Genomic DNA, 16,805 nt, shown 5'->3' with positions numbered 1-16,805 from the left:
TGTATTGGTGCTATTAAAAATGTCATCACCACCCTTCAAGTATTTTGCTGGAAAACAAGTATGGATGAATGGTTGTAGTAAGTATTGAGGTAAGCAGGGAGACTCGCTGAGGTGGACGTACTAGTTTTATAGATCATTTTCTATAATTGATTGAATTGTATACTCACATGAATTCTATTACAATTGGGGTATTTTTTACCGACTTAATATCTACAAAGTATGTCATAAGCCTTCTGGTGCTTACAGTTTTGGCTGTTGTACATTTCCATAGAATCAAAATAAGAGTTTCACTTGGGGTTTTAGCGAGATGGGACATGGGGACAGGCACCCTGTCCCAAAGAAGAGAGAAGGACAGGGGGACAAGGAACATGTTCCCCTGTCCTATTTGAATTCTGGGACAAGGAACCTGTCCCCCTGTCCCACTGTAAAATTTAAAGATTAGCTGTTCATACTTTACAACATCCTCCAGAGCGATTGATTCCTATATCCGTCTCGACTAAATTAAATCTAATCAGTCTGCTTTTCTCAATTATTGTAAGCGTTAACAAATTTGGGATTGGTGGTTTCGAATTGGAAGAGGGGGTGGGTTAGAACGAGGCAGTAAGTCTGTGAATCAATCATAAATGGAGGGTGAGTGAAGGAATGAAGAACGGTAAAAAAAGGATTATTGGAAGTCTCATGTTTTTTGTCTTGTTTCTTTTTCCCTTGGCAGTATCGGCGGAAGGTCCCACTTCTTCTCATTGGTATCCGGAAGAGCTTCTGGAGTGGTCTCCTGAGCAGGATCCGGACGCAGCCTACAACAGGTCCATGGTTCCTCTGGCAAAACGGGTGGAGTCAAGTGACAGGAACAATGCTCCACGCGTTGTAGCTTTATCTGCTTTAAATCCTCATACGAGCGGTGTACCTTCTCAAGGAGGTAAAGAGTTTTATGCGAATACATTTGCCTTTTGGCAATATGTGGACGTAATGGTGTACTGGGCAGGCTCTTCCGGGGAAGGTATCATCGTGCCCCCGAGTGCTGATGTGATTGATGCTTCTCACCGTAACGGTGTACCGATATTAGGGAATGTCTTCTTCCCGCCGAAAGTGTATGGCGGAAAAGAAGAGTGGGTCGACCAAATGCTGACACAGCGGGAGGATGGTTCGTTCCCGGCTGCCGACAAATTGCTTGAAGTGGCGGATTATTATGGATTTGACGGATGGTTTATTAACCAGGAGACCGAGGGTGGAGACGGGGAACAAGCGGAGAAGATGCAAGAGTTCCTTCTCTATCTTCAGGAAAATAAGCCAACGGACTTTGAGATTATGTGGTATGACTCCATGGTGAAATCAGGCGATATCGATTGGCAGAACTATTTGACGGATGAGAATACGTACTTCCTGCAAGATGAGGACCGACGTGTGTCCGATAGTATGTTCCTGAATTTCTGGTGGAGAGGTGGAAGTCAGGAACGCTCGTACGAAAAGGCGTTGGAAATCGGACGATCTCCTTATGATTTGTATGCGGGAATTGATGTGGAAGCCAATGGGACTAAGACCTCTGTAAAGTGGGACAATTTAGTCAAAGAAGACGGCTCTCTTTGGACATCCCTTGGTATTTATCGCCCAGATTGGGCATTTAAATCATCAAATGCTATGAACGAGTTTTATCAAAAAGAAGAAGCGTTTTGGACAGGGGACCCTGAAGTGAACTGGCCAGGGATTGCAAGTCATTTTACTAAAAAGACAACGATCCAGTCGCTTCCATTCACGACGAATTTCAATACGGGAAGTGGAGAATTCTTCGCCATTGACGGGGAGAAGTCATCCGAACAGGAGTGGAATAACCGAAGTCTCCAAGACATTTTACCGACTTGGCGTTGGAAAGTGGACGGAGAAGGTGAATTATTGAATCCAGCCTTTGATTGGAGTACGTCTTACTATGGTGGAAGCTCATTGAAAGTTCATGGAAACCGTGATGAGACCAGTAAGACCACCCTGTCCCTTTATGAAACAGATGTGGTGATTACCAAAGATACGAAATTTTCGATTACGTACAAAACGGATGAAAAGAAACCGGAGATGGACGTGCAACTGGACTTTGATCGAGATAAGACTTCATTGATGGAAGTGAAAAAGAAGAGTCGCGGGGGGTGGGTCACACAAACGTTTAACCTGACGAAATTCAAGGGACAACATCTTTCTGCCGTTTCCCTTCACTTCGATAAGGTGAAAGAACCTGGGGACTATGAAATCCATATTGGAGAAATCAAGATTTACAACGATAAAGAAGAAAAAGATAAGCCGAAAAAGCCAACGGGGCTTGAGGTCTCTCAAACTCATTTCAATGATGGGCTATATGCGGATGTCCGGTTGTCATGGAATGAGATGGATGACGTGAAACAGTATGAGGTGTACAGACTTTATTCGGATGGCTCCAAGGAGTGGGTAGGGGCAACCCCGAACCATGTCCTTGCCTTGAATGACTTGAAAAGGGATGGAAAAGAAGCAGCCACTTCTTATGAGTTGGTACCAGTCAGTGAGGAGCTTGTAAGAGGGGAAGGCAGTGTGGTCACGATGGATTGGCCTGCCTACCCAAAACCGGAAGCAGACTTTCGGGTCGATCAAACGGTTGTGCGACCGGGGGATAAGGTCCAGTTCTTTAGCGAAGCTTCAGAAGTAACGGAAGAGTGGGAATGGCAGTTCGAAGGCGGTCAGCCGGAGGTTAGTTCAGAGGAGAACCCTGTCGTTCACTATCCCGAAGAGGGGTTATTTTCCGTAACCCTGACGGCTCGGAATACCTCGGGAGAAGATGTCATGACGAAACAAGCTTATATTTATGTCTCTGAAGACGCGGATGCGACTAGAAATGTCGCCTTGAATAAATCGACTGAATCAAGTGGTGCCTGTGCTCCAAGTGAAGGGGCAGACAAGGCTGTTGATGGGGAAGTGGAGAATAACAGTAAATGGTGTGCGCTTGGTACGGATCAGTGGATGGTCGTTGACTTGGGGGATACACATCATCTATCCAAATTCATCGTGAAACATGCTGAAGCAGGAGGAGAATCCCCGGCGTTCAACACGAAATCCTTTGTCATAGAGACAAGTATGGATGGAGAAACGTGGAAAGAGAACGTAAGCGTGGATGATAATCAGGCCGCTGTAACCGAGCATACGATAGCAGTGACGGAAGCTCGCTTCGTTCGTTTATCGATAAACGAACCTACCCAAACAGGGGACCAAGCTGCACGTATTTATGAGTTGGAGGTTTATGGATATTAGTAGTGTAGTAGGGATGTAGAATGGAATGCTGCCAAAATCGCCTGTCGATTTTGGCCTTTTTATAGGTGTCGACCATCGTTTGGGATAGTCAAGCGATAGAGATAAGGAGTGACAAGAAGCTGGAAGGGAAGCGGTCATACAGAATACGCCGCTACCGATGATCAAATGTCAATCTGATAGAAAGTCTACTTGAGGGTAGAACATGTTCCGTAAGGCAATTAGTCGGAATGGAGTGTAACGAGTACGAATATGCTAGGCATCAAGATATAACTTCAACTGGATTAAGTGAATAAGATCAATTGAATAAGGAGGATATCATGAACCAGCCACTATTTCTACAACCCGTATTTCAAGAGAGAATTTGGGGAGGTACGGCTTTAAAAGAGCGATTTAACTACAATATTCCATCTGATGAAACAGGAGAGTGCTGGGCTATATCCGGCCATCCCAATGGGCAGAGTACCGTAATCAACGGAGAGTTCGCAGGAAAGACCATTGGTGAGCTTTGGGAAGAACACCGTGAGCTATTCGGCAAGCACCCTTCCCCCGTGTTTCCATTATTAAAGAAGATATTAGACGCGAATGCGGATCTTTCTGTGCAGGTTCACCCGAATGATGCTTACGCGAATGAACACGAAAACGGTGAACTGGGTAAAACCGAATGTTGGTATATCATTGATTGTGAAGAGGGTGCTGAAATGATCTTCGGGCATACAGCTCAAACGAAGGAAGAATTCGTTTCCATGATTGAAAACGGTAAGTGGAGTGAACTTCTCCGACGCATTCCTGTGAAGCCTGGTGACTTCTTCTATGTTCCAAGTGGCACGATCCATGCCCTGTGCAAAGGAACGTTGGTCCTCGAAACACAGCAAAGCTCAGATACGACCTATCGTGTGTATGACTATGACCGAAAGGATGGGGGAGGGAACACCCGGGAACTGCATATCGATAAATCCATTGAAGTGACGACGATCCCGCACAGGTTTGAAGCTGTTAAGCCAGTTGTGGAAACGCGTGAAGGAGTCGAGTCCACTAAGTTTGTGGAAACGGAATACTTTACCGTATACAAATGGCAAGTAGACGGGCATGCCGCATTTCTGCAGGACCAGCCATTTCAGCTGGCAAGTGTATTGAACGGAAACGGAATGCTGAAAGTCCATGGAGAAGAATATTGTCTGACAAAAGGAGATCATTTCATTTTACCCGCGGATGTCGAGACGTGCGAGATCGAAGGACGGGTCGAGTTGATTGTATCTCATGTTTGATAGGTTGTAAGAATGGCGCAGAGCTTATAGGCTTTGCGTTTTTTATATTTTGGCATACCTCAGGGGAACAGAGAATGGTAGGTTGATTGTTTCGTGAGAACGACACCGTTCCAGAACATGACCCTCATCCACCCATCCACAAAGGTGTCATTATTAAAGTTTTCATGCGTTTATTAAAGGAGTTGGAGTGAACATATTCCAACTCCTTTTTATTCTTTATATGATGGCTTTAAGAGTAAATGTAAGCGATTTCTAGAGAGGGTGGTATAAATGGGATTTCCTGATGGTTTTTTATGGGGGGCGGCTTCTTCGGGACCACAGATGGAGGGAGCGGGGAGTAGTGAAGGAAAGGCTCAGAATGTTTGGGATTACTGGTTTCAGAAGGAGCCCGAACGTTTCTTTCAGCAGATGGGGCCGGAAGACACTTCAGGCTTTTATGCACACTATAAAGAAGACATCGTCACGATGAAGCAAATAGGCTTTAATTCCTTTCGAACCTCGATTTCATGGTCCCGGTTATTGCCTGATGGCATTCAAGTGAACGAAGAGGCGGTTGCCTTTTACAGGGATGTATTTAAGCGGCTGAACGAAAGTGGGATTAAGCCCATTGTCAATTTGTTTCATTTCGATATGCCCTTTCGGTTGTACGAGAAAGGCGGTTGGGACAATCGGGAAGTGGTGGATGAATTTGAGTTTTACGCTAAGGTGGCATTTGAACGATTCGGGGACCTTGTAGAGGAGTGGGTCACGTTCAATGAGCCCATTGTACCTATAGAGATGGGTTATTTAAATGATAAGCATCTGCCGGGAGTATTCAATCTCAATCGAGCCTTTCAGGCAGGCTTTCATACGTTGATGGCCCATGTGAAAGCAGTGAGGGCATTTAAGGAGAGGAACAACTCGGGCAAAATAGGGATCATTTTGAACTTAACGCCAAGCTATCCCCGTTCTGATAGCCCTAAAGATGTGGAAGCGGCTATGTGGGCAGATGTACTGTTTAATCGGAGCTTTTTAGATCCGGTAGTGAAGGGAGAGTTCCCGGAGGAGTTGTTGTCCTTCATCGAACAAGAACACATTCACGTTCGTTCCTTTCCTGGAGACCTCCAACTATTGAAAGAGTATACCGTGGACTTTCTAGGTGTTAATTATTATCAGCCAAGGAGGGTAAAGGCAGGCTCACCTGCTTCGGCCGGCACACTTGATCACTATTTCGAACCTTATCAATGGGACGGAGCGAAAATGAATCCACATCGCGGATGGGAAATATACGAAAAAGGCATGTATGATATTGCCCTGACAGTAAGAGACCAATATGGGAACATCCCCTGGTATATCGCAGAGAATGGGATGGGAGTGGAAGGTGAAGCAAGGTTTAGAGATTCTTCAGGGATGATTCAGGATTCCTACCGGATTGAATTCATGTGCAATCATCTAAAGTGGCTTCACAAAGGAATAGAAGAAGGCTCAAATTGTTATGGGTATCATGTATGGACCTTCATTGATAACTGGTCATGGCTGAATGAGTACAAAAATAGGTATGGCCTCGTTGAACTGGATTTGGAGACCGGAAGAAGGAAAAAGAAAAAAAGTGCAGACTGGTTCAAGGTACTTGCCGAATCAAATCAGCTTCCGGAATGAGGTGAAGAAATGGAGTTTCTATTAACCATTGATATCGGGGGGACCTTTATCAAACTTGCGCTGATTTCCATTACGGGTCAGCCGGTTGAGAAAGAAGAAGTATCAACCCCTCAATCAATCGAAGAGTTTTGTGACGTGATCGACCAATATTATAAGCGCATGAAGAAGTATTCTTTGATTGGCTTAAGCATTAGCAGTCCTGGGAGTGTGACGGACACTGGACATGTCTTAGGCTACAGTGCTGTGCCATTTATACATGAACATAATGTCAAACATTTGCTCAGTAAGAGGTATGAGTTGCCGGTTTTCATGGAGAATGACGCCAATTGTGCCGCCCTTTCAGAGCTTTGGAAAGGGGCGGCAAGAGAATGTGAAACGTTTGCCTGTATCGTATGTGGCACGGGAGTTGGCGGGGCTCTTGTTATGAACAAGAAACTCGTCAAGGGAGCCAATCTTCATGGCGGCGAATTCGGCTACTCGATTTTAGCAAGTGACACTCATGAAAATGTTTATGAGACATGGAGTGAGATGGGTTCATCCTCTGCCCTTTCAAGAAGGCTGAAGCATCAACCCCCTTATTTCGAAGGGTGGACGGGACCGCGGGTATTTGAACAAGCTGGCAAGCACCATGTAGAAGCTCGGAAATCATTGGATTCCTTTTTTTCTACCCTCGCCATCGGAATCTTCAACATCCAGTACATAGTGGATCCCGAGAAGATTTTGGTAGGGGGAGGCATTACCAGACAGCCTGATTTTTTAGAAGAGCTGGAGCAACGGATGGACCGGTTATTGGAAGCGAAGCCTATTGCCAAGGTACGGCCCTCCATCTCTTTGTGTCACTATCTGGATGAAGCTCAATTAGTCGGAGCTGCGTATGGGTGGCTGAGAGAATACAGAAAGGAGGATCTTCGTGTTTAGTCGACTTGGTGATTTGTTTACAGATGCGAGCCTGTGGATCTGGAAGGCGATTCAACTTAATCTTTCATGGTTGTTACACATAGTAATGGGTGGTGTGGTATTGGGGATCTTTCCTGCCACCGTTTCGTTATTTGCCATTACGAGAAAGTGGTTGCAAGGTGGACGGGATGAACCTTTCTTCAATGAATACCATCATTATTACAAACGGAATTTCTGGAAGGTTAACAGTCTGGGCTGGATCTATTTTAGTGTAGGTCTGTTCTTATCAGTGGATCTCTATCTTGTTACTCAGTTAAAAGGCATCATGGCTTTATTCAGCACGGTGCTCATTTTATTCATATGTATCCTGTATGTATTCTCATTTCTGTATTTCTTTCCCTATTACGTTCATTTTGATCAGTCGTTTAAGCATTACCTGTACCAGCCGTTCATTATGACGATCATTAGCTTCAAGCAGAACCTCATCCTCTCCATCGGCTTAACGATGGTAGGATACCTGATTTATCAAATGCCCGGGTTGATTCCTTTTGCCCTGGGTGTCATGCCTGCCTATTGGGTGATGAAAGTATCGATGAACCGCTATAAACAATTGCACGTCGAAATGATTGGAGGAGAGTCATGATGAAGAACAAAACCGCTCATATTATTTCTCATTCCCATTGGGACCGGGAATGGTATATGTCACTCGAGGAACACCGTTATTACTTAGTCAAGCTGTTTGATGATCTATTAGAGCAATTGGCACAAGATCCGGGTTTCCACAGTTTTCACCTGGATGGCCAAACGATTATGGTCGATGACTACCTGCAGGTGCGTCCTGATAAAGGAGAAGAAGTCAAACGATATATCCGTGAAGGACGTTTGATCATCGGTCCTTGGTATATCTTGCAGGATGCATTTCTTACGAGCTCTGAAGCGAATGTACGGAATTTGCTTTATGGAATGAAAGATACGAAGAAATTCGGGCAAGAGGGGACGCTGGGATATTTCCCTGATACCTTTGGGATTTACGGTCAGGCCCCGCAATTATTACAGCAGGCAAACATTGATGTGGCTGCTTTCGGTAGAGGGGTGACACCGACAGGGTTCAATAATCAGGTTCATCACAATGATGAATTCTCTTCCCCATATTCAGAAATGAAGTGGCAGGCTCCCGATGGCTCGAATGTATTGGGGATCTTATTCGCCAATTGGTATTCCAATGGAAATGAAATACCTGCCGATCAAGGGGAGGCTGAAGAATTTTGGAAAAAGAAGCTTTCAGACGCGGAGAAATTTGCTTCGACTTCCCAATTGTTATTTATGAATGGCTGTGACCATCAACCTCTGCAAAAGGATATTGTGGAAGCCATTGCGACGGCCAATGAGCTCATAACGGGCGTCACATTCAAGCATTCAAGTTTCAAGGAGTATATAGACGAGGTGAAGAAGGAGCTGCCGGATGAGCTTCAAACCATTCACGGGGAACTCAGGAACCAAAAAACGGATGGATGGTCGACCCTTGTGAACACGGCCTCTGCGAGGATCTATTTAAAGCAGGCGAATGACCGCTGTCAGACTCTATTGGAGCGAGTATTGGAGCCGATGGGGCTCATGGTAGAAGACAAAAAACTTCACCGTGATTTTGCGGAATTTTATTGGAAGATGCTGATGGAGAATCATCCTCATGACAGTATTTGCGGATGCAGTGTAGATAGCGTCCATCGGGAAATGGAGACCCGTTTCGAGAAGGTTGAGAAAGGGGTTATGAGATATGTAACGGAGCAGGCGCGTGAGATTGCATCGGGTATCTCCACAACACATCATCACCCCGACGCGATTCCCCTTATTCTGTTTTTCACGGATGGAAAACCTTCTACACGGGTCATTCGGGAAAAAGTGATGGTTCAGAAAATCTATTTCGATGAACTGGATTTTCGTCAGATCCCGAATAAGTTGAAAAGCATTCCACTCCCTTCGTTTGTCATGGAGAGAGGGGATGGTTCAACGATCCCTGTCCATGTGAAAGAAAAGGGTATCTCATTCGGTTACGACCTCCCTGGAGATGGATTCAGAAAACCTTATTATGCGAAGGAAATAGACATAACCTTTGCATTAGAAACCTCGATTCATATTGGGTATGAAACGTGTTATTTAGTACCTGTTGAGGATGCGCCTCATGAGGAGAATCTTATGTGGCATGCATCAGAACATAAGCTTGAAAATGAGCATATGTGCGTGACCGTTCATGAGAACGGAACCTATTCACTTTTGGACAAACAAACGGGCTTCCATTATGAAAACCTTGGTATGTATGAAGACATGGGGGATATCGGGAACGAGTATATGTTCAAAGCAAGCAGTGACGGTATCGCCTTCACGACCAAACAGCAAATCTCTACCTTGAACATTGTAGAAAATAACCCGTATCGTGCATCCGTTGAGATCGAGTCCAGGATATCTGTCCCGAAGCAAGCCGATGAACAATTAGACATTGAGCGGCAGGACCTGGTCTGGCACCCAGATCGTCAAGCGGGACGACATGAGGAAGAAGTGGTCCTGACCTTTAAAACATTGCTCATTCTTGAAAAGGGTTCTAAAGGGCTGAAGGTCGAAGTGACCATCGACAATCAAGCAAAAGACCATCGTTTGCGTGCACTGTTTCCCGTTGGAACAGGGAATCAGTATCACTTTGCCGATAGTGTGTTTGAAGTGGTAAAGCGTCCAAATCGACCGGAAAGTCAGTGGATCAATCCCGCTTTCGATCACCATATGCAAAGGTTTGTCAGCTTGAATGACCACGAGAAGGGGTTGACGATTGCAGGGAAGGGTCTTCATGAATATGAAATCGTCGACGGGAAATCCATTGCGGTCACACTGCTCCGTTCCGTTGGGGAGCTCGGGGACTGGGGGGTGTTTGAAACACCGGAAGCACAGTGCCTTGGTCTTCATAAAGCGGAATTTATGGTGATCCCCCATGGAGGAAATGTCATAGAGTCACGTGCTTTCAATGAAGCCTATCACTATCCCTTGACTCCGACGGTTATTCAAGTGGAACAAAGCGGAGGCAGCAATGAACAGACTGGCAATCTACTTAAATGGTCCGGTGATGCTTTAACCTTGACCGCATGTAAGCCTGCAGAGGAAGGAATGGGGACCATTGCAAGGTGGTTCAACCCGACGGATGAACCGCAGGAACTGAGAGTGGAGGGAGATGAAGTCTATCTTTCTACGATTCTGGAAGAAAAGAAAGAACTTCTTGGACTCGGAAACGCAGTGAAGGTCATCCGCCCTAAAGAAATTATCACTGTTTTAATTCAAACTGACGAGGAGTGATTGACCATGAGTGAAAAAGTAATACCAGCATCGTTTCAAACGATTATAAATAAAGTAAAGTCGGCCTATAGCCATGATCCGGAAGTCTATGAATTATTCGAAAACTGCTTCCTGAATACGTATCAAACGACATTGAAGAAGGATGAGGATGGAACCTTTGTGATAACGGGTGACATCCCGGCCATGTGGCTCCGGGATTCATCGGCCCAGGTACGTCCCTATTTGGTTCTTGCGAAAGAAGATGCGGAGATTGCCGCTATGCTGAAAGGGGTCATCGAGCGCCAATGGAAGTATATTCTTCTGGACCCTTATGCGAATGCCTTCAACCGGACGGCAGACAATCAAGGTCACCAGGCCGATCGTACGGAGATGACTCCTTGGATCTGGGAACGTAAATATGAAGTGGACTCCCTCTGTTATCCCATTCAATTGACGTACCTTTATTGGAAGGCGACAGGCGATGGGAGCGTATTAAATGACCGACTAAAAGAAGTGCTGACGGTCATCCATGATGTATGGAAAGTGGAACAGGATCATGAGGCAGAATCTCCGTATCTCTTTGAACGGGAGAACTGCCGCGTATCGGATACTCTCCTGAGGGAAGGAAAAGGCGGGTACTCCGTGAAGACAGGTATGACGTGGTCCGGATTCCGACCTAGTGATGACGCGTGCTTGTACGGATATCTTGTACCGGCCAACATGTTCGCAGCTGTGGTACTGGAGTATGCAAAGGAAATGCTTGAGGAAATGAAGGAAGATCAGCTCGCTCGTCAAATGGAGCAGCTTTCGGTTGAAATAAAGAACGGTATCGAAACATTCGCTAAAGTGGACCATCCGGTCTTCGGGGAAATCTATGCGTACGAAACCGATGGGGACGGACGATACAACTTGATGGATGACGCCAACGTACCAAGCCTATTGGCCATCCCGTATCTTGGATATACAGATGTTTCTGATGAAACGTATGGAAATACCCGTAAGTTCATTCTAAGTCGCCATAACCCATACTTCTATGAAGGGAAGAAGGCGGAAGGAATCGGAAGCCCCCACACACCTGATCATTATATCTGGCCTATCAGCCTGGCCATTCAGGGAATGACGGCGACTTCTAAAGAGGAAAAAGGAAGGATCCTCGAGATGTTCAAGAATACACACGCATCCACCCTCTATATGCATGAGGGCTTCGATGCCGATCGTCCGGAAGAGTTCACTCGTTCTTGGTTTGCGTGGGCCAATTCCATGTTTAGTGAATTCATTCTAAGCGAAATCGGGATTTTCGTACCGGAAAGTCCATTGGCACGTATCCGTAAAAATTCTTGAATGGAGGTTCCATATGTTTTATCCTATCCAAAAGCTAGAAAACAGATTGAACGAGTTGGATCGCCTGCGATACCGGGATATAAGGGGCATCGACTCTTTCCGTCTTCATGAGCCCCCAAAAGGAAAAGAGAACATTTTCCCTGAAGGCTATTCAGATCAAACGATGACCGTAAACGATACCTGGTCAGGAAGGGACAAATATCTGTGGCTGAATACGTCCCTGTCTATCCCGGAAGAATGGGAAGGAAACAAGGCTGTCCTCTTCCTTGATCTGGGAAGGACAGGAGGAGGGAACAACTCAGGATTCGAGTCCCTCCTCTATGTGAACGGGAAGCCGTTCCAAGGAGTCGATTCCAACCATAAAGAAGTCATCCTGCCTGCATATGACTCCCTCGATATCTCCATACAGCTTTGGTCAGGACTGGAAGGTGGCGGTCAGCCTGCTGACCAGTATTACCGGTTAAAGGAAGCCTGGTGGGGGTACCTGGATGAAAAAGTGGATGATCTTTTTTTCAAAGCCAAGGCGATACTGGATTCTATTAAGCAGCAAGATGAGAACGACCCTGTTCGTTCCAACCTTTTGGCCATCCTTAACCGGGCATTCCGTGAGATCGACTGGTCGGACAGGGGCGGTGAGGCCTTTTATCAAACCCTTTATGCTGCCCGTTCTGTCCTGTTACTGGAAGTGGATAACCTTCCCAAGCATTCGGATGTATCCATTCATGCCATCGGCCACTCCCATATCGACCTTGCCTGGCTGTGGCGTACAAAGCACACGAAGGAAAAGGCAAGGAGGACATTCTACACAGTCCTAAGGTTGATGGATCTTTATCCTGACTACACCTTCCTGCAAAGTCAACCTCAGCTTTACGCATGGGTCAAGGAGGAAGACCCGGAATTGTTCGAAGCGATCAAAGCGAAGGTCGCCGACGGTCAGTGGGAGGTGGAGGGCTCCATGTGGGTGGAAGCCGACTGTAACATTCCGTCCGGTGAATCCTTCGTCCGGCAGCTTTTATATGGGAAAAGGTTTTTTGAGAAAGAGTTCAATAAGAAGACGCGGACATTATGGCTTCCTGACGTATTCGGCTACAGCTGGTCCCTTCCGCAACTATTAAGGAAATCCGGCATTGATACGTTCATGACGACGAAAATCAGTTGGAACCAATACAACCGGATGCCCCACGATACCTTCCAGTGGAGAGGGATCGACGGATCGGAAATCCTGACCCATTTCATTACGACGCCTGAACCGGGAAGACCCGCGGACTCATGGTTCTATACGTATAACGGGCTGATTACGGCTGAAACCGTAAAGGGCATTTGGGAAAAGTACCGTGATAAAGACTTGAATAAAGAACTGCTCCTGGCATATGGATACGGAGATGGAGGCGGCGGCGTCAACCGTGAGATGATTGAAATGAAACGCCACCTCGATACCGTTCCAAGCATGCCGTCCGTAAAATCTGTCAATGCCCATGACTATTTCGAGAAACTTCATGATACAGTCGGGAAATCCGATCAGTACACTCATACGTGGGATGGGGAATTATATTTGGAGTATCACCGGGGTACGTATACCAGTCATGCGAAGATGAAAGAAATGAATCGCAAGCTGGAATACGGGTACCGTGAAGCGGAACTTCTCTCTTCCTGGAACAGTGCTGTGAATGGATGGGATCACTATCCACAGGCGCTCCTTGAAAAAGGATGGAAGATGATTCTGCTCAATCAATTTCACGACATCATCCCGGGTTCATCAATCACAGAAGTATATGAGGATGCCCATCAAGATTACGAAAAAGCTTCTGGAATCAAAGATACGATAATTACCTCTCAAGAGAACCAGATCTTTGATGGGGATAACCATTGGTCATTTCTCCATCCACATCAATATACATCACCGGTCCTCGTCACCGTGCCTGAATCCAATGGTGTTTATGAGCTGGATGGGAAAAAGGTCGAGACCCAGACTCTGTCTAATGGTGATACCCTCGTCCTGGTACCTGAAACGAAGCCTTTCTCCTATCATACACTCAGTTTGGCAGGGAAGGGGGAGAAGGAAAAGGGGATGTTAAGTAACATTGACTTGAATGAAAGAAGATGGGAAACACCGTTTTATCACATCCGCTGGAATTCAAATGGTCACATTACAAGTCTCTTCGATAAAGAAGAGGGGAGGGAGATGATTCAGGAGGGAGCAGCGGGCAATGTGCTGAAACTTTACGAAGACAAGCCGCTCGCCCACGATGCCTGGGACATTGACCTATACTATGTGGAGAAATCGACACCTATTGATTTCCTAAAGGAGTGTACTATACTTGAAAATGGACCATTAAAAACAACTGTGGCATTCACATGGAAAACTCCGCAGATGGAGATTTTCCAGAAAATCCACTGTTATACTCATACAAAACGCATCGACTTCGAGACAGATATCGATTGGACGGCCAGACAGCAGCTTCTCAAAGTGGAGTTTCCAGTCAGCATCCGGTCCACCGAAGCGATTTACGATATCCAGTTCGGAAACGTCAAACGCCCAGCCCATTGGAACACTTCTTGGGATATGGCGAGATTCGAGTCGGTTGGTCATAAATGGGCGGCACTCAGCGAACCTTATTATGGGATCGGTTTAATGAACGATAGTAAGTATGGCTACTCGATTAAAGATAATGTCCTTGGCCTTTCTTTACTAAAAGGTCCTGTATATCCAGACCCCAAGGCGGATATAGGGCATCACCATTTCACCTATTCACTGTATCCTTTCGCTGGACAAACGTCCAAGCATGATATAGAGCGGGAATCCACTTACCTGAACACACCGTTTCGGATCGTCCAGGGAGAAGTCCGATCAGGATTTCAGGAACCCTTTCTGTCAATTTCCGGCCATGGCGTCATCATCGACACGGTGAAAAAAGCGGAAGATCGTGAATCCCTGATTGTCCGTCTTCATGAAATGGAGGGTGCACGCTCGTCCGTCACCGTCACCAGCTCATTGCCGTTAAGTGCATGGCGGGAAATCAATCTTATGGAAGATGAAAGCATCACGGATTTCAATGAAATCCCATTATGTTTGACGTTCAGTCCTTATGAAGTCAAGACGATTGAAATCGCGATAAAGGGGCAGAACTCTGGGCGTCCCAATTGGAGTGAACCACGGTTATAAGCAGCTCGTTGTTCCGGCACCCATCAGGGAAGTCACCATCATCCGGACAGGACCACCGGATTTGCCCATTTGATCAAATCGCAGGTAAAGAACAGGGAACAGGCGCTTTCAGGCTGCTGTTCCCCTTTTGCCTTATGTTAGGGGTTACATAAATGAAAGCGTTCCTATTTTTCAAACGAATAAGCAAGAGAATGTTCTATCGGGTGTTTTTAACCTATTCCCTCATCATTTTCCTTACCATGTCTACCTTGTTTGTCTTTCTATCAGAATACTACTCTGACTTTATCGTTCAGCGGGAAATTGATAGACAAGAAGCGGTGATCGATGAGATCAAATCGGACATACATGCCAAGCATCAATTCGTCAGTCAGGGTATCCGTCAGCTTTATCAAGAAGAACGGTTGATTGAAGATTTGGCTTTCGCGTTACAGCATGACTACCAAGAATACATCGGCTATCGTTTAGATAAATTCTCAAGCAGTGATTCCTTTGTTCCTTATAATTTCGATATTTATGTGAAGAACTATTTTTCCAGAGATCCAGAGTCCGTCGCCTTGCAAGTTCGAAATGAAAATTTAGGAACAGAATATATGTACCTGTTTGATCATAGTAGGTGGAATCAACATAATCAACCTCAAGAAGACACGGGTGTGATGGTAGAAAACCAACCCCTTTCCAAGGAAACGTATGTCGTGCCCAAAGATATGTATGTTGTGGAAGAACAAATAAACGATCCCGTTTCCATGGACCGGTTGGGAAAAGTACGGGTCTTTTTCAGTTATGAGAATATAGATCGGTTATTATCACTGAAAGAGACCCCTTCCAAAGGATCTTTCTTTATTACAGATATGAAAAAAGAACTCTATTATTCTTATGGAAATGCTCCTGAAAAGCTTCTAAAGGATTTATCCTATCGTGCGGTTCAAAAGAAAATAGACTTGGATGAGCGTTACTATATTCAATCCTCCATCGAGCCGACGAGTCAGCTCATGATCACCGCTGTCATTTCAGAAAAGGAAATGGCCCAGCTCCTTACCTATAAATCAACCATTCTTTCTATTATGGTTTTGTTGACGGTTTTGTCTATTTCCCTTCCTTACATCGCATTGCGTGGCTACTCTAAACGAGTGGATGAGATTCTTAGTAAGATGAAGGAAGTACAAGAAGGGAATTTATCGGCAAGAATTATCACCGCTAATGTAGATGATGACCTAACAGATATATCTCACACCATTAACGAAACATTGGATGATCTAAATGACTACATTGATCGAGTCTACTTATCCAAGTTGAAACAAAGAGAAGCGGAATTGGCCAACCTTCAGGCGCAGATTAATCCCCACTTCTTATACAACACACTGGAAGCCATACGGATGAAATCATTGGCCGAGGGTGGGCGGACATCGGCCAAAATGATTGTCCAACTGGCTCAGTTATTTCGCTATTCATTGAAAACAGAAGACCTTGTCAAGGTTGAGAACGAAATCAACCATGCACACCAATATATTGAATTATTTAAAATACGATTTCAGAATCAGCTCATCAACGATTTCCACGTAGAAGATAAAGTGAAGGATTATTATATGCCTCCATTTGTCTTACAGCCCTTGATTGAAAATTACTTATTGCATGGATTCAGGAGGGATATTGAAACCAACCAACTAACGGTCTCCATTTATGCGGATAGAGGTACCCTTTTCATAAACATAGAAGACAATGGAAGTGGCATTGAGCAGAAAAAGTTGGAGGATATCAAAGCAAGGCTGAAGCAGGAAGAAGGAAACTCCGATTCCATCGGATTGGGAAATGTTCACAGGCGCATTCAATTAAAGTATGGTTCCGGTTATGGGGTGGAAATCCGTAGTCTGCCTCATGTCAAAACTTCCGTCACGGTTAAATTACCGCTAATAAGTGAGGTGTAGAAA

9 protein-coding genes are annotated in these 16,805 nt (G+C 45.4%); all 9 read left to right on the top strand.

Annotation, left to right across the window (positions count from 1 at the left end):
* The first annotated feature begins 642 nt into the window (after positions 1-642).
* Positions 643-3,261 (top strand): discoidin domain-containing protein, encoded by a 2,619-nt coding sequence (locus AAEM60_RS21605; protein ID WP_341357120.1) that lies wholly within the window; start codon positions 643-645, stop codon positions 3,259-3,261.
* Between the two features lie 317 nt (positions 3,262-3,578).
* Positions 3,579-4,526, top strand: coding sequence for a mannose-6-phosphate isomerase, class I (gene manA / locus AAEM60_RS21600; protein WP_341357119.1), 948 nt, complete (start codon positions 3,579-3,581; stop codon positions 4,524-4,526).
* A gap of 270 nt (positions 4,527-4,796) precedes the next feature.
* The gene (locus AAEM60_RS21595; RefSeq protein ID WP_341357118.1) at positions 4,797-6,164 is read left to right on the top strand and encodes a glycoside hydrolase family 1 protein; all 1,368 of its coding nucleotides are present in this window, start codon (positions 4,797-4,799) and stop codon (positions 6,162-6,164) included.
* Positions 6,165-6,173: 9 nt separating this feature from the next.
* Entirely contained in the window at positions 6,174-7,082 is a 909-nt protein-coding gene (locus tag AAEM60_RS21590) for an ROK family protein (RefSeq protein ID WP_341357117.1), read from the top strand.
* Positions 7,075-7,704 carry a YesL family protein gene (locus AAEM60_RS21585; protein WP_341357116.1) on the top strand — a complete coding sequence of 210 codons (630 nt, stop codon included), beginning with the start codon at positions 7,075-7,077 and terminating at the stop codon, positions 7,702-7,704. Before AAEM60_RS21590 ends, AAEM60_RS21585 begins: the two co-directional genes overlap by 8 nt.
* Positions 7,701-10,397 (top strand): alpha-mannosidase, encoded by a 2,697-nt coding sequence (locus AAEM60_RS21580; protein WP_341357115.1) that lies wholly within the window; start codon positions 7,701-7,703, stop codon positions 10,395-10,397. The genes AAEM60_RS21585 and AAEM60_RS21580 overlap by 4 nt, the downstream gene beginning before the upstream one ends.
* Positions 10,398-10,403: 6 nt before the next feature.
* A complete protein-coding gene (locus AAEM60_RS21575; protein WP_341357114.1) occupies positions 10,404-11,717 on the top strand; it encodes a glycoside hydrolase family 125 protein in 1,314 nt (437 codons plus the stop codon).
* A 13-nt stretch (positions 11,718-11,730) separates the two neighbouring features.
* Complete coding sequence (locus AAEM60_RS21570) at positions 11,731-14,880, top strand: alpha-mannosidase (RefSeq protein ID WP_341357113.1); 3,150 nt, start codon at positions 11,731-11,733, stop codon at positions 14,878-14,880.
* 152 nt (positions 14,881-15,032) lie between these two features.
* Positions 15,033-16,802 carry a sensor histidine kinase gene (locus AAEM60_RS21565; RefSeq protein WP_341357112.1) on the top strand — a complete coding sequence of 590 codons (1,770 nt, stop codon included), beginning with the start codon at positions 15,033-15,035 and terminating at the stop codon, positions 16,800-16,802.
* The last annotated feature ends 3 nt before the right edge of the window (positions 16,803-16,805 follow it).

Source organism: Rossellomorea sp. y25 (assembly GCF_038049935.1).
GTDB lineage: Bacteria > Bacillota > Bacilli > Bacillales > Bacillaceae_B > Rossellomorea.
The sequence above is the reverse complement of the archived record's forward strand: the minus strand, read 5'-3'. Positions and strand labels throughout refer to the sequence as shown.

Coding starts and splice junctions, on each gene's coding strand:
- AAEM60_RS21575 (WP_341357114.1), top strand. CDS start 10,404: ATGAGTGAAAAAGTAATACCAGCATCGTTTCAAACGATTATAAATAAA.
- AAEM60_RS21590 (WP_341357117.1), top strand. CDS start 6,174: ATGGAGTTTCTATTAACCATTGATATCGGGGGGACCTTTATCAAACTT.
- AAEM60_RS21605 (WP_341357120.1), top strand. CDS start 643: ATGAAGAACGGTAAAAAAAGGATTATTGGAAGTCTCATGTTTTTTGTC.
- AAEM60_RS21595 (WP_341357118.1), top strand. CDS start 4,797: ATGGGATTTCCTGATGGTTTTTTATGGGGGGCGGCTTCTTCGGGACCA.
- manA (WP_341357119.1), top strand. CDS start 3,579: ATGAACCAGCCACTATTTCTACAACCCGTATTTCAAGAGAGAATTTGG.
- AAEM60_RS21565 (WP_341357112.1), top strand. CDS start 15,033: ATGAAAGCGTTCCTATTTTTCAAACGAATAAGCAAGAGAATGTTCTAT.
- AAEM60_RS21580 (WP_341357115.1), top strand. CDS start 7,701: ATGATGAAGAACAAAACCGCTCATATTATTTCTCATTCCCATTGGGAC.
- AAEM60_RS21570 (WP_341357113.1), top strand. CDS start 11,731: ATGTTTTATCCTATCCAAAAGCTAGAAAACAGATTGAACGAGTTGGAT.